The organism is Plantibacter flavus, from assembly GCF_051487245.1.
In the GTDB taxonomy this organism is placed as follows: domain Bacteria; phylum Actinomycetota; class Actinomycetes; order Actinomycetales; family Microbacteriaceae; genus Plantibacter; species Plantibacter flavus_B.
The window spans coordinates 153,065-174,583 of the sequence record NZ_JAHVDH010000003.1; the positions used below are offsets into that span (position 1 = coordinate 153,065).

22 protein-coding genes are annotated in these 21,519 nt (G+C 69.4%); 8 read left to right on the forward strand and 14 right to left on the reverse strand.

All coding sequences use genetic code 11. From position 1 onward, the window contains the following. Window positions 1-152: 152 nt before the first annotated feature. The 5 genes from KXS11_RS07790 to KXS11_RS07810 form a co-directional block, all read right to left on the reverse strand. Window positions 153-1,265, reverse strand: a complete 1,113-nt coding sequence (locus KXS11_RS07790; protein ID WP_437384994.1) for a sensor histidine kinase — start codon at window positions 1,263-1,265, stop codon at window positions 153-155. Continuing rightward, entirely contained in the window at window positions 1,262-1,948 is a 687-nt protein-coding gene (locus KXS11_RS07795) for a response regulator transcription factor (RefSeq protein WP_437384995.1), read from the reverse strand. Before KXS11_RS07795 ends, KXS11_RS07790 begins: the two co-directional genes overlap by 4 nt. Window positions 1,949-2,013: 65 nt before the next feature. Further along, a complete protein-coding gene (locus KXS11_RS07800; RefSeq protein ID WP_437384996.1) occupies window positions 2,014-2,634 on the reverse strand; it encodes a phosphoribosylanthranilate isomerase in 621 nt (206 codons plus the stop codon). A 28-nt stretch (window positions 2,635-2,662) separates the two neighbouring features. Continuing rightward, window positions 2,663-4,297 carry a sensor histidine kinase gene (locus KXS11_RS07805; RefSeq protein ID WP_437384997.1) on the reverse strand — a complete coding sequence of 545 codons (1,635 nt, stop codon included), beginning with the start codon at window positions 4,295-4,297 and terminating at the stop codon, window positions 2,663-2,665. Beyond that, the gene (locus KXS11_RS07810; protein WP_437384998.1) at window positions 4,294-5,052 is read right to left on the reverse strand and encodes a response regulator transcription factor; all 759 of its coding nucleotides are present in this window, start codon (window positions 5,050-5,052) and stop codon (window positions 4,294-4,296) included. Before KXS11_RS07810 ends, KXS11_RS07805 begins: the two co-directional genes overlap by 4 nt. 225 nt (window positions 5,053-5,277) lie before the next feature. Here KXS11_RS07810 and KXS11_RS07815 point away from each other — a divergent pair, with 225 nt between their 5' ends. The 4 genes from KXS11_RS07815 (at window position 5,278) to KXS11_RS07830 (ending at window position 10,148) form a co-directional block, all read left to right on the forward strand. Further along, on the forward strand, window positions 5,278-6,834 hold the full coding sequence (locus KXS11_RS07815; protein WP_437384999.1) for an ABC transporter permease: 1,557 nt from the start codon (window positions 5,278-5,280) through the stop codon (window positions 6,832-6,834). A 108-nt stretch (window positions 6,835-6,942) separates the two neighbouring features. Then, window positions 6,943-7,623 (forward strand): ABC transporter ATP-binding protein, encoded by a 681-nt coding sequence (locus KXS11_RS07820; protein ID WP_437385000.1) that lies wholly within the window; start codon window positions 6,943-6,945, stop codon window positions 7,621-7,623. A 183-nt stretch (window positions 7,624-7,806) separates the two neighbouring features. Beyond that, window positions 7,807-9,618: an MDR family MFS transporter gene (locus tag KXS11_RS07825; RefSeq protein WP_437385001.1), complete on the forward strand. Its 1,812-nt coding sequence runs from the start codon at window positions 7,807-7,809 to the stop codon at window positions 9,616-9,618. A 20-nt stretch (window positions 9,619-9,638) separates the two neighbouring features. Then, entirely contained in the window at window positions 9,639-10,148 is a 510-nt protein-coding gene (locus tag KXS11_RS07830) for a MarR family winged helix-turn-helix transcriptional regulator (RefSeq protein ID WP_437385002.1), read from the forward strand. Between the two features lie 111 nt (window positions 10,149-10,259). On the opposite strand, the gene KXS11_RS07835 is transcribed toward KXS11_RS07830, so the two are convergent. Next, window positions 10,260-11,099 carry an NAD-dependent epimerase/dehydratase family protein gene (locus tag KXS11_RS07835; protein WP_437385003.1) on the reverse strand — a complete coding sequence of 280 codons (840 nt, stop codon included), beginning with the start codon at window positions 11,097-11,099 and terminating at the stop codon, window positions 10,260-10,262. Between the two features lie 110 nt (window positions 11,100-11,209). On the opposite strand from KXS11_RS07835, the gene KXS11_RS07840 reads away from it, so the two are divergent. Continuing rightward, the gene (locus KXS11_RS07840) at window positions 11,210-11,470 is read left to right on the forward strand and encodes a thioredoxin family protein (RefSeq protein WP_437385004.1); all 261 of its coding nucleotides are present in this window, start codon (window positions 11,210-11,212) and stop codon (window positions 11,468-11,470) included. Between the two features lie 16 nt (window positions 11,471-11,486). Here KXS11_RS07840 and KXS11_RS07845 read toward each other — a convergent pair whose 3' ends face one another. From KXS11_RS07845 to KXS11_RS07860, 4 genes are read right to left on the reverse strand one after another with little or no spacing between them, the layout of a single operon-like run. Then, a complete protein-coding gene (locus KXS11_RS07845; RefSeq protein WP_437385005.1) occupies window positions 11,487-12,521 on the reverse strand; it encodes a sugar phosphate isomerase/epimerase family protein in 1,035 nt (344 codons plus the stop codon). Next, the gene (locus tag KXS11_RS07850; protein ID WP_437385006.1) at window positions 12,518-13,633 is read right to left on the reverse strand and encodes a Gfo/Idh/MocA family protein; all 1,116 of its coding nucleotides are present in this window, start codon (window positions 13,631-13,633) and stop codon (window positions 12,518-12,520) included. The genes KXS11_RS07845 and KXS11_RS07850 overlap by 4 nt, the downstream gene beginning before the upstream one ends. Continuing rightward, window positions 13,630-14,742: a Gfo/Idh/MocA family protein gene (locus KXS11_RS07855; RefSeq protein ID WP_437385007.1), complete on the reverse strand. Its 1,113-nt coding sequence runs from the start codon at window positions 14,740-14,742 to the stop codon at window positions 13,630-13,632. The genes KXS11_RS07850 and KXS11_RS07855 overlap by 4 nt, the downstream gene beginning before the upstream one ends. Beyond that, window positions 14,739-15,485 carry a sugar phosphate isomerase/epimerase family protein gene (locus KXS11_RS07860; protein WP_437385008.1) on the reverse strand — a complete coding sequence of 249 codons (747 nt, stop codon included), beginning with the start codon at window positions 15,483-15,485 and terminating at the stop codon, window positions 14,739-14,741. The genes KXS11_RS07855 and KXS11_RS07860 overlap by 4 nt, the downstream gene beginning before the upstream one ends. Window positions 15,486-15,641: 156 nt before the next feature. On the opposite strand from KXS11_RS07860, the gene KXS11_RS07865 reads away from it, so the two are divergent. Then, on the forward strand, window positions 15,642-16,262 hold the full coding sequence (locus tag KXS11_RS07865; RefSeq protein ID WP_437385009.1) for a YqaJ viral recombinase family protein: 621 nt from the start codon (window positions 15,642-15,644) through the stop codon (window positions 16,260-16,262). Window positions 16,263-16,303: 41 nt separating this feature from the next. Continuing rightward, window positions 16,304-17,536: an ROK family protein gene (locus KXS11_RS07870; protein ID WP_437385010.1), complete on the forward strand. Its 1,233-nt coding sequence runs from the start codon at window positions 16,304-16,306 to the stop codon at window positions 17,534-17,536. Here KXS11_RS07870 and KXS11_RS07875 read toward each other — a convergent pair. Beyond that, window positions 17,500-18,252, reverse strand: a complete 753-nt coding sequence (locus KXS11_RS07875) for a DUF998 domain-containing protein (RefSeq protein WP_437385011.1) — start codon at window positions 18,250-18,252, stop codon at window positions 17,500-17,502. The genes KXS11_RS07870 and KXS11_RS07875 overlap by 37 nt on opposite strands. Next, entirely contained in the window at window positions 18,249-18,875 is a 627-nt protein-coding gene (locus KXS11_RS07880) for a Pr6Pr family membrane protein (RefSeq protein WP_437385012.1), read from the reverse strand. Before KXS11_RS07880 ends, KXS11_RS07875 begins: the two co-directional genes overlap by 4 nt. A 347-nt stretch (window positions 18,876-19,222) precedes the next feature. Between KXS11_RS07880 and KXS11_RS07885 the strand changes: the two genes are divergently transcribed. Beyond that, entirely contained in the window at window positions 19,223-20,179 is a 957-nt protein-coding gene (locus tag KXS11_RS07885; RefSeq protein ID WP_437385490.1) for an NADP-dependent oxidoreductase, read from the forward strand. Window positions 20,180-20,182: 3 nt separating this feature from the next. On the opposite strand, the gene KXS11_RS07890 is transcribed toward KXS11_RS07885, so the two are convergent. Together KXS11_RS07890 and rplA are read right to left on the reverse strand one after the other, a co-directional pair. Next, the gene (locus KXS11_RS07890; RefSeq protein WP_437385013.1) at window positions 20,183-20,713 is read right to left on the reverse strand and encodes a GNAT family N-acetyltransferase; all 531 of its coding nucleotides are present in this window, start codon (window positions 20,711-20,713) and stop codon (window positions 20,183-20,185) included. A gap of 97 nt (window positions 20,714-20,810) precedes the next feature. Beyond that, window positions 20,811-21,500, reverse strand: a complete 690-nt coding sequence (gene rplA / locus KXS11_RS07895) for a 50S ribosomal protein L1 (protein ID WP_437385014.1) — start codon at window positions 21,498-21,500, stop codon at window positions 20,811-20,813. Window positions 21,501-21,519 lie beyond the last annotated feature (19 nt).

The following is a 21,519-nucleotide window of genomic DNA, read 5'->3' on the forward strand; positions in this document are numbered from 1 at the left end:
GCACCACGCGGGCACCGGATCGCCGTCACGAACCGTTCGCGACCCGTCCAGTCCACCGCGCGGCCCGTTGCCCGGGCGTCGCCGTTTTTCGAGACAGGGACGATATCCCCATGCGGTCGGGTCCGCAGCGCTCGGGCCCGGCTGACGCACGATCACCCGGTGCGCCGTGTGGCCTCCACCGCCGTACTCGGCGCTGCGAACCGGACGCGCACCGCGAGCCCTCCGCTCGGAGGAGCCTCGATGTGCAGCCGGGCACCGTGCACGTCGACGATCCGCGCCGCCAGGGCGAGGCCGAGACCGCTGCCCTCCGATCCCGGACGCGCACCGGTGGCCGAGACGCGCCCGGCGACGCGGAAGAACGGCTCGGTCAGTCTCGTGACCAGTTCAGACGGCACGACAGGGCCGGTGTTGGTGACGGTGAGTTCGACGCCGCCGTCGCGCAGGGTGCGCGTTCGCACCCCCACGGTGCCCGCCACGTCCCGGTTGTGGCGGATGCCGTTCAGGACGAGGTTCGAGACGAGCTGACGGAGCAATCGGTCGTCACCGTCGAGGTCTCCCTCCTCGAGCGCCGGGATCAGGGTCACCCCCGCTTCCTCAGCCAGTACGCGCACTTCCCCGAGGCAGTCGTCGACCAGCTCCACGAGGTCGACGGGGCGCCGACGGATGGCCCGGCCGGCGTCGAGGGAGGCGAGCGCCAGGAGCGCTTCGACCACCTCGATCCCCCGACGGTTCGTGGCATCGAGTCGGGCGATGAGCTGCCCGGCGTCCACCCCGCCGGGATCGGCGATCGCGAGGTCGAGGAGTGAGCGTTCGATGGCATAGGGCGTCCGCAGTTCATGCGAGGCGTTGGCGGCGAACCGTCGCTGCTCCTCGATCGACCGTTGCAGCCGATCGAGCATCGAGTCGACGGTGTCCGCAAGCGACCGGAACTCGTCCATCGGACCGTCCAGGCGGACGCGCTCGTCGAGCGAGCCGGCGGCGATGCTGTTCGCCACCGCGTTGATGCGCGCGAGCGGTCGCAGCATCCGGCCGGCGAGGAACCAGCCGCCGATCACACCGATCGCTGCGAGGACCGCGAGCACCTGCCAGACCCTCGGCCAGAGCGCATCGAGCAGGTCTCCACGGTTGGGGACGAAGGGGCCCCCACCCGACAGGTCGCCGTCCGGCACGAACCGGATGATGTAGAAGAGCAGCGCGATGAGGGCGACCCCCGCCACCACGAGGAAACCCGCATAGCTGAGCGTCAGCCGGAGTCGCGCGCTCATGCGCCCGTGGTCCCTGCTCCGTCGGGTTCGTCGACGCGGTAGCCGACGCCCGCCACGGTGTGGATGATCCAAGGGTGCCCGAGCCGTTTCCGCAGCGAGGAGATCGTGATGCGGACGGCGTTCGTGAACGGATCGGCGTTCTCGTCCCAGGCGCGTTCGAGCAGCGTCTCCGCACTCACCACTCCTCCGCGCGCCGCGAGCAGCACCTCGAGCACGGCGAACTGTTTGCGCGTGAGCGCGACATACCGCCCACCTCGGAACACCTCACGACGGAACGGGTCGAGTCGGAGCCCGGCGAACTCCACGACGGGCGGGGCACCCTCCGCCGGCCGACGACCGAGCGCCCGCAGGCGCAGCACGAGCTCGCGGAGCGCGAACGGTTTCGTCAGGTAGTCGTCCGCTCCCGCTTCGAAGCCCTCCACTTTGTCGTCGAGCTCATCGGCGGCCGTGAGCATGAGGATCCGGGTCGGCAGCTCATCGGCGACGATCCGCCTCGCGACCTCGTCGCCGTGGATCCCCGGAAGGTCGCGGTCGAGGACCACGACGTCGTACTCGTTCACCGACAGGCGCTCGAGCGCGGCCGCGCCGTCTCCGACGACGTCGGCCGCGATCGCTTCCAGCCGCAGGCCGTCCCGAATCGCCTCGGCGAGGAAGAGTTCGTCCTCGACGATCAGCACACGCATGCCCCACATCATAGGGAGCGGCGCATATCGTCCGTGTATGCGCCGTGCCCGAGCGCTGGGGCGGGTCAGGCCACCGGTGCACTCCGGGCCGCCGCGACGAACGCGCGGATCAGATCGGGCGACTTCACACCACGGGAGGACTCGACACCGCTCGAGACGTCGACTCCCCATGGCGAGAGTTCGGCGACGAGCCCCTGCACGTTGTCCGGCGTGAGTCCACCGGCGAGAATCCACTCGCGGGTGGGCGGGTTCGCGACGAGCGCGATCGTGTCGAAGGTCTTGCCCGCGCCGGGGTCGGGGGCGTCGAGCAGCAGGAACTCCTCCGCGAACGCGGCGCGTTGGGCGGCGTTCTCCGACGCGTAGTGCACTGCAGAGGTCGCCCGCAGCGTCCTCCAACCCATCGCCTGGAGTTCGTGGAACACGTCGGCGGGCTCGTCACCGTGCAGCTGCACCGCCTGCACGCCTGCCTCGCCGGCGAGGCGGGACACCTCCTCCACCGACTGGCGACGGAAGACACCGACGGTGAGGACGGACTCGGGCACGTCGCCGATCAGCGAAGCGGCGAGCGCCGGCTCCACGGTCCGCGGCGATCCCGGAGCGAACACGAAGCCGACGGCGTCGACGCCGGCCTCCACCGCCGCAGCGACGCTCGTCGATTCGGACAGTCCGCACACCTTCACCCACATGGCCTCCACGCTACCCGGCCGGGTGGTGTCACGGCTCCGTCGTCAGGGGCTCCTCAGCTGGCGACTCCTCCGCCACGGTCGGTTCGGTGGTGGACGAGGTGGGGCCTCCGCCGGTCATCGCCGGGAGCTCGACGCGGAACTCGGTGCGTCCCGGCGCGCTGTCGACGCTCACGGTGCCGTGATGCGCGGTCACCACGGCGTGCACGATCGCGAGACCGAGTCCGGTGCTGCCGGTCGCCCTCGAACGCGAGTCGTCGCCGCGGACGAAGCGTTCGAAGAGGTTGGGCTGCAACGACCGGTCGATGCCGGGGCCGTCGTCGACGACAGTCAACACGGCGACCTCGCCACCAGGGCGGCTCTCGACGGCGAGCCCCGTGCGCACCGTCGTCCCGGCGGGTGTGTGCGTCCGGGCGTTCGCGAGGAGGTTCACCATCACCTGCTGGAGGCGGGACCCGTCCCCGGTCACTTCGACCGGTTCGTCGGGGAAGTCGAGTTCGAAGACGTGGTCGGGTCCGGCGACGTGCGCGTCGCCGACCGTGTGGATGACGAGCTCGGTGAGGTCGACGGGCCGTTTCGCGAGCTCGCGTCCCTCGTCGAGGCGTGCGAGCAGCAGGAGGTCCTCCACGATCGTCGTCATGCGTCCGGCCTCGGAGCGGATCCGGCCGAGCGAGTGCGTGACGTCGTCGGGCAGGCCGTCGGGGTTGCGTGCTGCGAGCTCGGAGTAGCCGGCGATCGAGGCGAGCGGGGTGCGCAGTTCGTGGCTCGCATCGGAGACGAAGCGCCGCACCTTGTTCTCGCTCGCCTGGCGAGCGTTGAGCGCCGACGACACGTGGCCGAGCATGCGGTTGATGGCGGAACCGACCCGCCCGACTTCGGTGCGCGGGTCGGTGTCGGACTCCGGCACGCGGACGGCGAGCGCGACCTCACCGCGGTCGAGCGGCAGCTCCGCCACGACGGACGCGGTGGCGACGACGCGGTCGAGCGGACGCAACGAGTACCGCACGATGGCGAAGGCGGCGAGCCCGGCGAGGAGGAGCACGACGACGCTGATGATCGCGATGAGCGTGACGAGCTGGGTGACCGTCGCCGTCACCTCGTCCAGGGGAAGCCCGACGACGCGGGTCGCCCCGCTCCCGTCGGTGACCGCGACGACGCGGTACTCGCCGAGTCCCTCGCCGAGGTCGACGGTCGTGGGATCCGTGTCGGCTGCGACCGTCAGGATGATCGCGTCCTGACTGGCGGTGCACGGCACCGTCCCTCCGTCGGGATCGAGGTAGCCAGCGTGCACGACGGTGTTGCCGACGATGATCGCGCCGAGCGAGCCCGGGCCGAGACCGGGCAGTCCGATGAACGACGGCGGCGTGCGGCCCGAGCCGTCGTCGTCGTAGCCGTCGGGGAACGTGCCGGGCGAGGGCAGGGGCTGTGACCCGGGGCCGTAGTCCACCGCGCGCTCCGCGGCCTTCGTCAGCTGCCGGTCGACGCCCTCGGTGAGGAGTCCGCCGACGCTGAGCGCGCTCGCGAAACCCACGATGAGGCTGCCGAGCGCGAGGAGACCGACGACGACGACCATGAGGCGCCTGCGCAGTGTCCAGGGCGCGCGTGAGGGCCGGGACGCTGTGGCTGCGGTGCCACCGGATCGTGGAGCGGGGGTGTTGGTGCTCACGGACCCACCGTCGGGATCTTCAGCATGTAGCCGGCGCCCCGCACCGTGTGGATCATGGGCTCGCGTCCGGCGTCGATCTTCTTCCGCAGATAGGAGATGTAGATCTCCACGACGCTCGCACGCCCACCGAAGTCGTAACTCCACACCCGGTCGAGGATCTGTGCCTTGCTGAGGACCCGCCGCGGGTTGCGCATGAGGAAGCGCAGCAGTTCGAATTCGGTCGCGGTGAGCTCGATCATCTCCCCGGCGCGCGAGACCTCATGGCTGTCCTCGTTGAGCACCAGGTCTCCGACGACGATGTCGGGACCCGATTCGTCGGCGGCGAGGAGCGTGGAACGGCGGATCAGGCCGCGGAGGCGTGCGACGACCTCCTCGAGGCTGAACGGCTTCGTGACGTAGTCGTCGCCGCCGGCGGTGAGACCGGCGATGCGGTCGTCGAGCGAGTCCTTGGCGGTGAGGAAGAGCACGGGGACGTCGCTGCCCGAGGTCCGGAGGCGGCCGAGGACCTGGATGCCGTCGAGGTCGGGCAACATGATGTCGAGGACGATCGCGTCGGGCCGGAAGTCACGGGCGACGGTGAGCGCCTCGCGACCGTCGGCGGCCGTCCGGATCTCCCAGCCCTCGTAGCGCAGAGCCATCTGCAGGAGGTCGGTGAGCGTCGCCTCGTCGTCGACGACGAGGACGCGCACGGGGCTACCGTCCGCCCGCTTGAGGGCACTTCGTGCGGCGCCGGGCGCCTGGCTCTGGATGTTCACGGCATCAGTATTCGCCTCATGCCTATGAGCTGTCTATGAGCGAACTCGGCGAGCCCTGAGGCTTTCCGGAACGCCAGGGTCGCTGGGGCGATTCATAGAAACGCCGAGGCTCGGCCATAGCGACACTCCTTACCGTCGCCTCGTGCCACCCGCGCCGTGCGGGTCGCCCGCATGGTGCGGATCCGCACGCAGGGCACAGACGCAGGAAGCAGAAGGAACACAGACATGTTCGGAACCTATCTCCGGAGAGAACTCGTCGGTCGCCGCAAGCAGACCGTCATCATCGCCATCGGCATGGCCCTCGCCATCGCCCTGGTCATCATCGTCAACTCCGTCGCCGCCGGGGTGAAGAGCGCTCAGGCCTCGGTGCTCGAATCCGTGTACGGCGTCGGCACCGACATCACCGTGAGCGAGGCCGCTGCGGCGCCGACCGACGGTGAGGGCGGACCGGGTCAGAACTTCGCGTTCGGATCCGGCGACGGGACGACGACCGACGGGACGACGACCGTCAACCAGGCGACGCTCTCGGCGGGCCGCGGCACGACCACCTTCGACGCCACCGCACTCGACACCATCTCGGGGATCGACAACGTCGCCGCTGCAGCGGTGACGCTCTCCCTGTCGAACACGACGTTCACGGGAGAACTCCCCGACTTCTCGCAGAACCAGGGCTCAGGGGATGCTGCGGGCGGCACGGGTGGCGAAGCCGCTGCGGGCGGAACCCCTCCGCAGGGCGGTCCGGACGGCGCCGGTGGCAGCTCGTTCGGAATCGACTCGTTCACCGTGCTCGGTCTCGACCCGGCCGGCGACGCGGTCGGTCCGCTCTCCGCCGTCACCCTGGATGACGGCCGCACGCTGACGGCAGACGACGCCGGAACCGACGTCGCAGTCCTCGACGCGTCGTACGCGACCGAAGCCGGGCTCACCACGGGCGACACCATCGACATCGCGGGCACGACGTTCTCGATCGTCGGCACGGTCGCCGCTTCCGGAGCCGATGCGACGACGGCGTCCAACGTCTACATCCCGCTCGACGTCGCCCAGACGCTGTCCGGACTCGACGGCCAGATCAGCAACGTGTACGTCCAGGCTGCCTCCTCGACCGACATCGCCCAGGTGCAGACCGACATCGAGACCGCGTTGCCCGACGCGACGGTGAGCACGCAGGAGGACCTCGCGTCCACGGTCTCCGGATCGCTCGCGTCGGCGTCCACGCTCGTGTCGAACCTCGGCACCTGGCTGTCGCTCATCGTGCTGGCCGCGGCGTTCCTCATCGCGATCCTCTTCACGATCTCCGGCGTCACCCGCCGCACCCGCGAGTTCGGCACCCTGAAGGCGATCGGCTGGAGCAACAGGCGCATCGTCGGTCAAGTGGCCGGTGAGTCCGTCGTGCAGTCCCTGATCGGCGGTGCGGTGGGTGTCGCGGTCGGTCTCGTCGGCATCCTCGTGGTCAACCTGATCTCACCGACGCTCAGCGCCGCGGCGTCGACGACCTCGGCCGGCGGCGGATTCGGCGGCGGCCAGGGTGCGGGCCCCGGTGGCGGTTCGACCGACGCCGCATCGGGCGCCGCCGACGGCGCCGCGGCCATGGCCGGCGGATTCGGCGGCGGACCCCAGGCTGCCGCGTCGACGACCGACATCGTGCTGCAGGCCCCCGTCACCGTCTGGATCATCGTGATCGCGGTCGGCATCGCCATCCTCGGCGGTCTCCTCGCCGGTGCGATCGGCGGGTGGCGCGCCTCCCGCCTGCGTCCGGCCGAAGCGCTCCGCTCGGTCGCCTAGCCAGAGCCCGATTCCGGGCCCGCAGACCCCGTCGGGTGGCGGCACTCCCCCTGCAGCCACCCGACGGCCCCCTCACTCATCACGCGATCCCATCCAGAAGGACATCCCATGTACACGATCACCGGACTCTCGAAGCAGTACCGCCAGTCGAAGCGGACGATCAACGCCCTCGACGGCGTCGACCTCGACATCCCCGACGGGCAACTCGTCGCCATCCAGGGGCCGACGGGCGGCGGCAAGTCGACCCTGCTGCAGATGCTTGGAGCCCTCGACCGGCCCACCGGCGGCAGCATCTCCCTCGGCACCGACGACCTGTCGAAGCTCGGCGAGGCGCGGCTCGGCAAGATCCGCGCCAAGGAGATCGGCTTCGTCTTCCAGGGCTTCAACCTCATCCCGACGCTGACCGCGCAGGAGAACGTCGAGATGGCGCTCGTCCCGCTCGGCACTCCGCAGGCTGAGCGCCAGACCCGGGCACGCGCGGCGCTCGCCTCGGTGGGGCTCGCGGAACGCGGTTCGCATCTGCCGTCGGAACTCTCGGGCGGCCAGCAGCAGCGCGTCGCGATCGCCAGGGCACTCGTCAAGGAGCCGGAAGTGCTCCTCGCCGACGAACCGACCGGCAACCTCGACGAGGAGACGCGCGACGAGATCATGGATCTCCTCGAGGGCCTGTGGCGTGATCGCGGCCTCACCGTCGTGATCGTGACCCACGACACCGCCGTCGCCCGACGCGCCGAACGTCGCCTGCACATCAAGAACGGCAAGCTCAAGGACGTCACGAACGGCCGGTGAGCACCCGTCGACGGGCTCAGGGGCCGGGGCCGGCCAAGCAGGAACCGGCGCCCGGTCGCCGAGCCTGTCGAGGTGCCATCGGTTGGGAATACCGCGCCCGCTCGATTAGTTGACACCAATCAACTACTTGTCATATAGTTGACGCATATCAACTATGTAACGCAACCATCGATCGCGGAGCCCATGTCAACCACCACCCCCACCGCCACGCCCGCCCGCGCGGACAACGGCATGACCCACCGCCAGGTGCTCGAGGCCCTCTCCGGCCTCCTCCTCGGCATGTTCGTGTCGATCCTCGCCGGTACCGTCGTCTCCACCTCGCTACCCCGGATCATCTCCGACCTGAACGGCGACCAGACCGCCTTCACCTGGGTGGTCACGGCGACACTCCTCGCCACCACCGTCTCCACACCCATCTGGGGCAAGTTCGCCGACCTCTTCAACCGCAAGCTGCTCATCCAGCTGTCCCTCGCGATCTTCGTCCTGGGCTCCGCCCTCGCCGGGTTCTCGCAGGACACCGGCACGCTGATCGCGTTCCGCGTCGTCCAGGGTCTCGGCGCCGGCGGCCTCACCGCGCTCAGCCAGATCATCATGGCCGACATCATCAGCCCGCGTGAGCGCGGCAGGTACATGGGTCTGTTCGGGGCCGTCATGGCCGTCGGTACCGTCGGTGGCCCGCTCTTCGGCGGTCTCCTCACCGACTCCGTCGGCTGGCGCTGGAACTTCTTCGTCGGTGTCCCCGTCGCGATCATCGCGATCTTCCTGCTCCAGAAGACGCTCCACCTCCCGAAGCGCTCGGTGGGCAAGGTCAAGATCGACTACCTCGGCGCCGCCCTCATCGCCGGTGGCGTCTCCCTGCTGCTCATCTGGGTCACCCTGGCTGGGAGCCAGTTCGAGTGGGCCAGCTTCACGACGCTCGTCATGGTCGGCGTGTCCGTCCTCCTGCTCGCCGCAGCCGTCATCGTCGAGCTGAAGGTGAAGGAGCCCATCATCCCGATGACGCTCTTCAAGAACCGCACGTTCACCCTCGCGGTCATCGCGAGCATCTCCGTCGGTGTGGCCATGTTCGGCACCTCGGTCTTCCTCAGCCAGTACATGCAGCTCGCCCGTGGCGCGACGCCGACCGAGTCGGGCCTGCTCACCCTGCCGATGATCGGCGGTCTGCTGATCGCCTCCATCGTCGTCGGCCAGTTCATCTCCCGCTTCGGCCACTGGAAGCCCTACCTCATCGTCGGATCGATCCTCCTGACCGCCGGGCTGTTCCTCATGAGCACCATCCACTACGACACGAACTACGTGCTCGTCTCGGTGTTCATGTTCATCCTCGGCGCCGGCGTCGGCATGGTCATGCAGAACCTGGTGCTCGTCGTGCAGAACGACGTCCTCCCGCAGCAGCTCGGCACGGCGAGTGCCGGCGTGGCCTTCTTCCGCAGCCTCGGCGGCACGATCGGTGTCTCCGTCATGGGTTCCGTCCTCGCCACGAAGGTCGCCGACATGCTGGCGGACCGGCAGGCAGACCTCCAGGCGGCGATCGTGGCCCTCGGCGCGCCTGGAGCGAAGATCGCCGAGCAGCTGTCGAGCGGCACCATCCCGAAGGTGAGCACGCTGCCGGAATCCGTGCGGACGATCATCGAATCCGTCTACGGGGACGCCGTGGCCGACATCTTCCTCGTCGCCGCGCCGCTGGCCATCCTCACGATCATCGCGGTCGTCTTCCTGCCGAACAAGAAGCTCGGCTCGAAGAACGCCGTCGAGCGCATGGCCGAGCAGACCGCCGCTGAACCGGCTCTCGTCGGTGCAGCCACCGGCGCCGTCGCGACCGTGACGGGTTCGACCCCGACCCGTTCCATCGCGACCGGAGCCATCGACGTCGCCGAGGCCATGATCGGCGGGGAGGCCGACCCGCGGCTCGAGTCCGCCGGTGAGACCGGACGGGACGGCGAGGTCAGGCTCGACGCCGACGCCGAGGCCCACTTCCCCCGCCACGGCCGCTAGTCAGCCGTACAATGCAGACGATGTCCTCAGAAGCTGCACCACAGCCCGCCGTCCGCACCGAGACGTCTCTCGGTGCGGACGGCGCTGCCGTGGAACGCCCGGAGCACGACGTCGCGATCGGCGCGGTCGAGGAGCAGTTCAGCCTCCTCATCAACCGCATCCGGAACGGTATCCGCGAACGCGCGGAACGCATCTCCCCCGGGCTGCAACCGGCCGGGTACAAGCTCCTCAGCATGGTGACCCGCAGCGGGTCGATCCGCGCCGGCGCACTGGCCGAGATGCTGGCGACCGACAAGAGCGCCGTCTCGAGGCTCATCCACCAACTGGAAGGGCTCGGGCTGCTCGCGCGCACCCCCGACCCGGAGGACGGACGCGCCAGTCTCGTCATCGCGACGCCCGAAGGCATCCGGCGCATGGAGTCGACGAGGGCCAGCGATCAAGCGCTGCTCTACCAGCAGCTCGCCGCCTGGGACGAGCACGAGGTGCGTCGTCTCGCCGAGCTGCTCGCCAAGCTCAACGAAAGCCTCTGACCGCCCCTCGCACCTCCCTCACTCAGGACGACCTCGGCGTGTCGCCGCGGATTCCGGAGCGGCTCCAGCGACACGCCGAAGCGTTCCTGAGATGGGTCGAGACGAGCGGGCTCAGCGCCAGGAGTGCTGCGGGTCGAAGCCGAGGACGGTTCGCGCGTGATCGATCGACAGGAGCGTTCCGTTGCCGGCGATGTCACCGTTCACCGGGACGTCGGGGAACACCTCGGCCACGAGCTCGGTGTTGTCGCGGGACATCACGGTGTCGGCCGCGGCGATGATGAAGCGGTCGAAGCCCGTCGCCGGGTGCTCGAGCGCGAGCCGCACGGCCTCGGCGCCGTCACGGCCGTCGATGTACCCCCACAGGTTCCACTTGCGGAGCGTCGCATCGGCGTCGAACGAGGGGAACGCCTCGTAGTCGGCCTCGTCCATGACGTTGGAGAACCGCAGCGCGATGATCTTCAGTCCCGGATGCCAGCGGGTGAGCTCGATCGCGAGCTGTTCCTCGAGGTGCTTCGACAGGGAGTACGTGGACTCGGGACGCGCGGCGTAGTCCTCATCGACCGGGATGTACGGCGGCGGGGTGTCGAACGGCAGTCCGAGGACCGTCTCGCTCGACGCCGTGACGATGTTCGTGATGCCGGCCTTGATGGCAGCGTTGAACACGTTGTACGTGCCGATGATGTTGTTCTGGAAGGTCGCACTGTTGGGGGCGAGTCCGGGCGCCGGGATCGCGCCGAGGTGCACGACCGCGTCGAAGCCGTCCGGCGCCTGCTCGTCGATCCCCGTGAGGGCGTCGAGCACCTGCCCGGCGTCGCGGAGGTCGATCCGGACGAAGCCCGGACCACGCTCCCCCGACTGATCGAGGTTGACCACCAGATGACCGTGCTCCCGCAGATGCCGGACCACCGTTCGTCCGAGTTTGCCCGAGCCACCCGTCACTGCGATTCTCATGCGCTCATCCTGCCGCATTCCCTCCCCGAAAACCGTCGAATGGGCGATCATTCACCCTGAGACGGCCGAACGGACGGAATGGCGAGCGGGCCGCGCGCGTTGGGGTCCGTGTGAAGCTCACCCTGTACACCTCCGCGTTCTGCGCACCCTGCATGCAGGCTCGAGCCGTGCTCGCCGAGGTACCGGCCCTCGTCGCCGGCGCGGTGGTCGAAGAGCGCGACGTCGCCTTCCGAGCGGACGAGGCCGAAGCCGACGGCGTCCGCTCGACCCCGACGGTCATCATCACGAACGACGACGGCACCGAGGTGTTCCGGGCGACGGGCGCGCCGACGCTCAACCAGGTGCTCGTCGCGGCCGCGAAGGCGCTCTGAGCAGACGCCCCACCCCCTACTGCGTGCTGAAGGCCGCGTCGAAGGACTGCTCTGGCAGCTTCCAGAGCAGGTCGCGGATGTACCGGACCGCCTCCTCGGCTCCGTGCAGCCGGTCCATGCCGGCGTCCTCCCACTCGATCGAGATGGGTCCCGCGTAGCCGATGCTCGACAGCGCACGGAACGCGTCCTCCCAGGGCACGTCGCCGTGACCGGTGGAGACGAAGTCCCACCCACGACGAGGGTCGCCCCACGGCAGGTGCGAGCCGACGATGCCGGAGCGACCGGACGCAGGACGCACCCGTGTGTCCTTGCAGTCCACGTGATAGATGCGATCGGCGAAGTCGACGATGAACCCGATCGGGTCGACCCCCTGCCACATCATGTGCGACGGGTCCCAGTTGAAACCGAACGCCGGACGACGGTCGATGGCTTCGAGCGTCTTCACGCTCGTCCAGTAGTCGTACGCGATCTCCGACGGGTGCACCTCGTGCGCGAATCGGACGCCCTCTGCGTCGAACACGTCGAGGATCGGGTTCCAGCGGTTCGCGAAGTCCTCGTAGCCCGCGTCGATCACGGACGCCGGCACGGGCGGGAACATCGCGGAGTACTGCCAGATCTTCGAGCCGGTGAAGCCCACCACCGTGTCGACGCCGAGTTTGCGGGCGACGCGGGCGGACCGCTTCATGTCCTCGGCGGCTCGCTGGCGCACACCCTCGGCGTCTCCGTCACCCCACGTGTAGTCGCGCACGATCGCCTGGTGGCGGAAGTCGATCGGGTCGTCGCACACGGCCTGGCCGGTGAGGTGGTTCGAGATCGCGAAGACCTCGAGACCGTGTCGGTCGAGGATGTCGAGGCGTGACTGCAGGTACGCGTCGTCCTCGTCGGCCCGCTTCAGGTCCAGGTGGTCGCCCGAGGCAGCGATCTCGAGGCCGTCGTAGCCCCAGGAGGCGGCGAGGCGTGCGACCTCTTCGAACGGGAGGTCGGCCCACTGACCGGTGAACAACGTCACGGGCAGGCGACTGGCGTACGTTCTCGTGGTCGGGTCGGTCATGCGGGGATCCTGTTCTCTGTGGTGGGGGACGCGATCCGGACCCAGCCGCCCTCGGCCGCCGCGTCGAGGACCGCTTCGGTGATCCGGGCCGCTCGGAGGCCGTCGGCGAAGACCGGCAGACCCTCAGGCGACTGACCAGCCATCGCCGCGTAACTGTCGGCCACGAACGCGTTGAAGGCGTCCTGGTACCCCATCGGGTGCCCCGACGGCACGATGGAGAGCCGGGCTGCATCGGGGTGCAACTGGTCGGCGTCGCGTGGGAGCAGCTGGGTCCCCGAACGCCTGCCGAGCCACAGCGTCTCGGGAGCCTCCTGGTCGAAGCCGATGCTGAGCTCGGTGCCCGCCACCTCGATGTGGAGACGGTTCTTCCGCCCTGGCGCGACCTGCGACACGAGGAGGGTGCCGATCGCACCGCTCTCGAGGCGGATGACGACCGCTGCCGCATCCTCGGTCGTGATCGCGGTGGTGTTCCCCCGCTCCGCGAAGAAGGTGCGGACCGCCCCGCTGAGCTCCGTGATGCGTGTCCCGGTGATGAACTCGATGAGGTCGACGAGGTGCGATCCGATGTCGGCGAAGGCCCGCGAGCGCCCTCCTGCGGCGGAGTCGACGCGCCAGTTGTCGTCGGTCTGCGCCAGCAGCCAGTCCTGGAGGTACGAACCGCTGATGGTCAGGAGCGCGCCCAGCTCGCCGGAGGCGACGCGGGCGCGTGCCTCCCGGACGAGCGGGTGGAAACGGTAGACGAACGGCACCGTTGCGGTGACCCCGGCGACCTCCGCCGCCTCGACGAGGCGGGCTGCGGTGTCGACGTCGGTCGCGAGCGGCTTCTCGCAGATCACGTGTTTGCCCGCGGCGATGACCGCGAGGGCCTGCTCGGCGTGGAGGGCGTTCGGGGTACACACGTGCACGACGTCGACCGCCGGGTCCGCAAGGAGCTCGTCGAACGAGTCGTAGCCCCGCTCGAAGCCGAGCGTTGCGGCAGCCGCGGCTGAGCGCTCAGGGGATGACGCGACGACACCGAGCAGCCGTGCACCGGCAGCTCGGGCCGCGCGGCTGTGGACGGTGGCCATGAAGCCACCGCCCACGACCGCGACGCCAGGGGCGCCGTCGGTCATTCGCCGAACGTCTTGTCGCTCGGGTCCCAGCCCTCGGGCAGCGCAGGCGCGAGCTCGACCGTGCTCCGGACCTCGACCGGTGCACCGGCCGCGGCGGACTCCGCGGTCGACACCATGATGTCGAGGACATGGAAGGCCAGTTCGCCCGAGGCCCGCTCGGGGCGACCGGCGCGGATCGCCTGAGCGAGCTCGACGACACCGGTGCCACGACCCTCGGTCGGGCCGGTCGACGGGATGGTCTCGATGCCTGCCTCCCCGCCGCGGTGGACGAGCAGATCGCCCTCGAAGGTGTTGGGGTCCGGGACGACGAGCGTCCCGGTGGAGCCCGCGACCTCGAACTGCGTGCGGCCGAGCTTCGAGTCGAAGCTGAAGACGGCCTGGGCCGACTGACCGCTCTCGAACTCCAGCAGCGCGCTCGTGTGCGTGGGAACGGTCACGTCGAACGATTCGCCGGCACGCGGGCCGGAACCGATCGTGCGCGTCGGGAACGCCTTCGAGCTGAGCGCCGTCACCTTGCGGACCGGCCCGAACAGCTGGACGAGGGCCGTGAGGTAGTACGGTCCGATGTCGAACAGCGGGCCGGCGCCCTCCTGGAACAGGAAGTCGGGGTTCGGGTGCCACGACTCCGGGCCGGGGCTCTGCATGAGCGTCAGCGCGGTGAGCGGCTGGCCGATGCCACCGGCCTCGACGAGGCGGCGGGCGGACTGGATGCCGGCGCCGAGGAAGGTGTCGGGAGCCGTGGCGACGCGGAGCCCCGCGGCGTTCGCGGCATCGAGCAGGGCCTGTCCGCTCTCACGGTCGAGGGCGAAGGGCTTCTCGCTCCAGACGTGCTTGCCGGCGGCGAGCACCTGCAGCGCGACCTCGACGTGGACCTTGGGGATCGTGAGGTTCACGACGATCTCGATCGTCGGGTCGGCGAGCAGCTCGGCGACGGTTCCAGAGCCCGGGACACCGTACTTCTCAGCCTGCGCCTTCGCGCGGTCGAGGTCGAGGTCCGCGACGAAGCGGACGTCGAGGTCGGGGAAGGTGACCATGTTGCCGAGGTACTGGTCGCTGATGACTCCGGCGCCGATGAGGCCGACGCCGATGGGACCTGTGGTGTTGCTCATGCCTGAACTCCGTTCGTGGTGAGGTACGCGAAGCTCTGTTCGAGCCCCGCGAAGATGTCGCCGTCGTAGGCGTCGAACTCGATGACGCGTAGCGCCTGCGGTGCTGCCGCGATGATGTCGAGCACGGGGACGACGCCTGCGCCGGCCGGCAGCTGCTTCAGGGTGTCGCGAGAGGCGTCCCCGTCCTTGACGTGGATGAAGCGGACGCGGTCGCCGAGGGTGGCGAGCACGTCGACGGCACGTCGTCCGCCGACCTCGACCCAGTAGGTGTCGACTTCGAAGACGACGGCCGGGTCGGTGAGCGAGGCGAGGTGCTCGAGCGGGCTCGTGCCTGCGACGTCGCCCTCGAGCTCCCACCAGTGGTTGTGGTAGCCCAGCTGCACGCCGTGGCCGGCGGCGACGGCTGCTGCCGCGTTCAGGTCGTCGGCGACCGCCGCGACGCTCTCGGCGGTCGCCCACCGCTCGGCCGCGATGGCCGGGTCGATGAGCACCTGCACGCCGGACTCGGCCGCTGCGCCGAAGTAGGCGGACACGTCGGTGCCCTCCTTGATGAAGTTGGCGTGGGCGCTCGGGGTGGCGAGACCTGCGTCATGCACGTCCTGCAGGCTGACGCCCGGGCCGAAACCGAAGGGCTCGGCCTGGCGGAATCCGATCTCGGTCAGTCGCTGCAGGGCCGCGGCGCGGTCCGCTGCCAGCGGCTCCCGAACCGAGTAGAGCTGGACGGAAAGTTCTGAAGTCGACACGATGCTCCTCGCTGATGATGGTGTCAAGCAGCCGCTGCTGCGGAATCCAGGCTAGCCGGACTTCTGTCGGTGGTCAAACAAAAGTCGTATGTCCGCCGTCAATTGCCGGGACGGATCAATACCGATGGACTCGCCTGGGTGCGGGACAATGGAGGAGTGAACCCCGCCTTGCTGTCCCGGATCGTCGCCGACTCCAGCGACCGCATCTCGTGGCTGCGTGCCCGCTCGCGAGGGATCACCGCCACCGATGTCGCGACCCTCTCGACGCCGGCCTCCATCCAGCGCGCCGCCGACGCGAAACTCGGCGGCACGGGGTTCTCGGGGAACGCGTTCACCGATCACGGTCGAGCGCGCGAACCCGAGATCGCACGCTGGGTGGCGGCAACGCACGGCATCAACCCGTCCTCGGCCCTGTTCCGCGCCGAGGTCGAACATCGCCACCTGGCGACCCCCGATGGCATCGCCGTCACCGAGCAGGGCTCCGTGGTGCTCGCGGAGATCAAGACCACGACGAAGTCCTGGCGCTCGATCCCTCGCAACTACCTCCGGCAGGTCTGGTGGCAGCAGTACGTGATCGGCGCCGAACGGACGCTCGTGGTGTGGGAGGAGCACAAGGACTTCGTCCCCGTCGACGACGAGCCGCTCTGCCGCTGGGTGGACCGCGACGACCGGGAGATCGCGAAACTCGTCGGCCTCGCCAACTCGCTCATCGACGAGCTGTACCACCGCACCAACCCCGCCGCCCGCCAGCAGGCTCCAGCCCCCTCCCACTTCTGACGAGAGTCGACAGAAGTCACCGGAGATGGTTGACTGTCGCCATGACCGAGCTGCAGCGCCCCACCTCCCCCGCCTCACCAGGCGCCGGCGAGCTCTTCCAGCTCTTCCGCAACGGGACCGCCCGGACGAAGTCCGAGCTGTGCACGCTCACTGGGCTCGCCCGCTCCACCGTCTCCTTGCGGGTCGACGCCCTCCTCGCCGCAGGCCTCCTCCGGCCTGCCGGTGAGGCCGCGTCCTCCGGCGGACGGCCGCCGGCTCGAATCGCCTTCAACCCGCTCGCCCGGATCGTGGTCGCCGTCGACCTCGGCGCGACGCACGGCACCGTCGCCGTCACCGACCTCGCGGGTGCCATCCTCGCCTCCACGCGGTCCCAGCTCGACATCGCGCAGGGCCCGGAGACCGTCTTGCGCTGGGTGGTCGAGACCGCGACCGCCCTGCTCGCCGAGCCCGGCGCGTGGACCTCCCCCCAGACGACCGCACCCCCGGTCGTCGGTGTCGGGATCGGCCTCCCGGGCCCGGTGGAACACTCGACCGGCCGCCCGACCAACCCGCCCATCATGCCCGGGTGGGACCGGTTCGACGTGCCCGCCTGCATCCGCCAGACGCTCGACGTCCCCGTGTTCATCGACAACGACGTGAACCTCCTCGCGCTCGGCGAGCACGCGCTCTCCTGGCCGGACACCGACGACCTCGTCTACGTGAAGGTGTCGACGGGCATCGGCGCCGGCATCATCGCCGGTGGCGAGCTGCAGCGGGGCGCGCTCGGCGCCGCCGGCGACATCGGCCACGTGCAGGTGCCGGCAGGACGCGACTCCCGGCGCCCGGTCCACGACGAGCGCGACCTCGAGGCCATCGCGAGCGGTCCGGCGATCGCGGCAGCCCTGCGAGAGCAGGGTGTCGAGGCGCAGAGCAGCCGGGACGTCGCATCGCTCATCCGGTCCGGCGACCACGCCGCGATCGAGGCCGCCCGCCAAGCGGGTCGTGAGATCGGCGAAGTGCTGAGCGTCGTCGTCAACCTGCTCAACCCGTCCCTCGTCGTCCTCGGCGGGACGGTGGCGCGGGCCGGCGAACACCTCCTGGCGGGGGTCCGCGAGGTCGTCTACCGCCGATCCATGCCGCTCGCCACGGGGCACCTCGGCATCGTGACCTCGACGGCTGGCGAGGAGGCGGGCGTCCTCGGGGCGGCGATCATGGTCCTTCGCGACGCCCTCTCGGCGGACGCGATCGACGCGATGACTCAGCCGAGGACGGCCTCGGGCGAAGCGTCGGCCTGACGCCCCCTCGCGGCGACCGGTCGTCTGGCCGGGTCGGCCGGTGAACCGATCGACAGCGACTCCGCGAGGCCGTAGCCGGCGAGCCAGAACAGCGCGATCGTCGTCGCCGCGAACTCCAGCCAGCTGCCGACGCTCTGCCCGACCTCAGCGAGCGACAGGAGCCCTCCCGCACCCGCGACGATCGCGACGCTCGCCCCGGCGAACCAGGACATGCTGCGCACCGCCGCAACCCGCGAGCCGAGGGCCGAGCCGATCATCGCGAGGCAGGCGAGCGCGAAACCCAGGACGGCGAACGAGATGTGCGCAGCGTCCTGCACGGTGAACCGGGGGCTCGCCGGGATCGGGCACTCGTAGGTGCACGTGACCTGCGAGGCCGCGAAGAAGCAGAGGCTCGACGCCGCGATGAGGAGCCACGGCACGAGCAGGAGTCGAGCACGACTCGTCCGCGGCCCTCCCTCGTCCGGCCGACCGGCTCGACGGAGCGCGACCGCGATGCTGAGTCCGCCGAGCGACACCATGAGCAGCGCCGCGTTGAAGACCGGCGCCGTGACCTCTCCGGTGGCACCGAGGCCGCTGACGTAGCTGTTCTTCGCGAGACTCAACCGCGCAGCCCAGATCATGGCCGTCGCGACGACGACGAGGACGCTGCCGACGACCGCGAACAGCAGCGCCGTGGACCGCCGGCTGGCCGTCTCGGAGGGGTCGCCCACGATCATCCGCGCAGGATCCTCGTCCGGCTCAACCACACGACGACGGATCCCATCAGCCCGATGAAGCCCGCGATGGCGATGACGTACACCGCGACAGCACCGTAGCCGCCGGGCTGCGCAGGATTGAGGAACGGGTACGGGTACCAGCCGACGGCCGCTCCGCGGATCATCGTGTACACCGACCAGACGAGCGGGAAGGCGATGATCACCCACAGCTGTCGCCATTCCAGGCGGGACTTCCCGGGAGTGATGATCCAGACGAGCACCAGGTAGATCGGTGCGATCAGATGGAGGATCTCGTTGGACCACGGCAGCGTGGACGCCTGGTCGAGCGAGATGTTGCGCAGGAGCAGGTTGTACACGACCCCGGTCGTGCCCATGTAGGTCACGGCGCACGCGAGCACCAGGTTGTACCAGCGCGGGTCCTTCCGCACCCGGAAGCAGTACCAGGCCCCGATGAGCAGGACGACGGCGGAGATGGCGTTGGAGAGGATCGTGAAGAAGCTGAAGAAGTTGACGAAGAAGTCTGCCGGGACGTCGTAGGACAGGCTGTGCACGAACTGGCCGACGATGGCCGCGATGATGACGCCTGCGGCGATGATCCTGATGACTCCGAACAGTGCACGCATGGCGCAACTGTAGCGGACCGGCGCCGCGCCACACGGCCACCGCGTGTCCCCCGTCGGAGGCTTCCCGCAGGAGCACAGGGCACGCGGCGAGCGGCAGTGGATGTCCCCCGAAATGCGGGAATCGTTATCATCCAATTGACACCGCCGTAACAGGCCCGACTCATTGGACAGCTTGGATGAGAGCAGAGCCGGACCCCGTACCGGAGCGACCCTCGTAGCCGAGCAGACCTCCATCCGTGGAGCTCCGGGGGGGGAAGAACCACGAAGGAGCACCGATGCGTCAGGGAGTCGGACACTCCTGGTCACTGGCCACCACCGCCGACGCGGTGAAGCCGGCACCAGAGGTCATGCGGGCCGCAGTCATCGATGCGGTCGGCAGCCCGGAGGTGTTCCGGATGGACACCGTCCCCACACCGGAACCGGTCATGGCCGAGTTCCTCGTGAAGGTGGTCGCCGCCGGTGTGAACCCCATCGACGCGAAGACCCGATCCGGACGCGGTGTCTCCTCGGCGATCGACTCCATGCCGGCGGTGCTCGGCTTCGACTTCAGCGGGATCGTCGTGCAGTCGCCCTTCGCCGCCGCCGGGCTCCTCCCGGGCGACGAGGTGTACGGCATGACCGCCTTCCCACGGACCGGCGGCAGTTACGCCGAGTACGTCACGGTCTCGTCACTGAGCCTCACGCGCAAGCCGACCACACTCTCCCATGTGGAGGCGGCCGGCGTCCCGCTCGCCGCGCTGACCGCCTGGGGCATGGTCGTCGACGTCGCGAAGGCCCACGAGGGTCAGCGCATCCTCATCCACGCGGGCAGCGGTGGCGTCGGGCACTTCGCCGTGCAGTTCGCCGCGTACTTCGGCGCCCAGGTGTATGCGACGGGGTCCGCCCGCAACCTCAGCTGGCTCCACGAGCTGGGCGCCCATCAGGCCATCGACCACGAGACCGAGCGGTTCGAGGACGTCGTCCCGCAGGTCGACGTCGTGATCGACCTCATCGGGAACACGGTCGACGACACCGGGACGCGCTCGTTCGGCGTCCTCCGGCCCGGCGGACTCATCATCAACGCCCCGACCGGGTCGTGGCCGACACTCGCGGAGGACGCCCGAGCGGCCGGTGTTCGGGCGACCACGTTCACGGTCGCACCGGACGGCGGGACGCTCGACACGATCAGCCGGCTCCTGGAGTCCGGCGATGTCCGGGTGTTCGTCGACCAGATCTTCGAACTGTGTGACGTGCACCAGGCCCACGGGCTCCTGGAGGGTGGGCATTCACGCGGCAAGATCGTCCTCAAGGTCGCCAACGGTTGACCGTCAGAACACCAGTTCCATGACGAAGTCGTCGTGGCGTTCCGGACCGACGTGGAACACCTTCGGTCCGACGATCGTGAAGCCGCTCTTCTCGTAGAAACGGATCGCCTTCGCGTTCTGCTGGTTCACCCCGAGCCAGACAGCGCCCGACCCTCGTTCGCGGACGACGTCGAGCGTCGCTGCCATGAGCGCCCTAGCGGTGCCACGACCGTGGTCGGCCGGCAGCACGTACACCTTGCTGAGCTCGACCGACGGCGGCTGGGTGAGCGCAGCGAGGACGTCCTCATCCTGGGTCCGCCCGAAGACGAGCATCGTGTAGCCGATCGGAGTCCCCTCGTCGTCGATGACGAGGGTGATCGCGCGGTCCTGGTCGCCGAGGTAGCCGTCGAACCGCTCACGGGTGAAGTGCTCCGCGATGAACGCATCGATGTGTTCCTGGGCCGTGCCTGGCGGGCAGGCGAGGGCGAAGGTGGCGGCGGCGAGTCCGACGAGCGTCGCGGCGTCGTCGACGGAGGCGGGGCGTGTGGTGACCATCCCTGCATCGTACGAGGTCGACCGCGGACCCGCCGAACTGCGCGTACGACGACGAAGGCCCGGTCGCGAATCGCGACCGGGCCTTCAGACGGTGAACCTAGATGGAGTTGACGTCCAGCGGGATGCCGGGGCCGAACGTGGTGGACACGGCGCCCTTCTGGATGTAACGGCCCTTCGAGGACGACGGCTTGAGGCGGAGGATCTCCTCGAGCGCGGCGTTGATGTTCTCCTCGAGCTGCGTGGCGTCGAACGAGGCCTTGCCGACGACGAAGTGCACGTTGGAGTGCTTGTCGACGCGGAACTCGATCTTTCCGCCCTTGATGTCGGAGACAGCCTTCGCGACGTCGGGGGTCACGGTGCCGGTCTTGGGGTTCGGCATGAGGCCACGGGGACCGAGGACCTTACCGAGACGACCGACCTTGCCCATGAGCTCCGGCGTCGAGACCGCGGAGTCGAAGGCGGTGTAGCCTTCGGCGACCTTGGCGATGAGCTCGTCGCCGCCGACCTCGTCAGCGCCGGCCGCGATCGCGGCCTCTGCTGCCGGGCCCGTCGCGAAGACGATGACGCGGGCGGTCTTGCCCGTGCCGTGCGGGAGGATGACCGTGCCGCGGACCATCTGGTCAGCCTTGCGCGGGTCGACACCGAGCTTGAGGGCGACCTCGACGGTGCTGTTGAACTTGGCGGAACCGGTCTCCTTGGCGAGGGCGACTGCCTCGTTGGGGGTGTAGAACTTGTCAGCCTCGATCTTCTCGGCTGCGGCCCGGTAGGCCTTCGACTTCTGTGCCATGTGCGTTCTCCTATGAGAA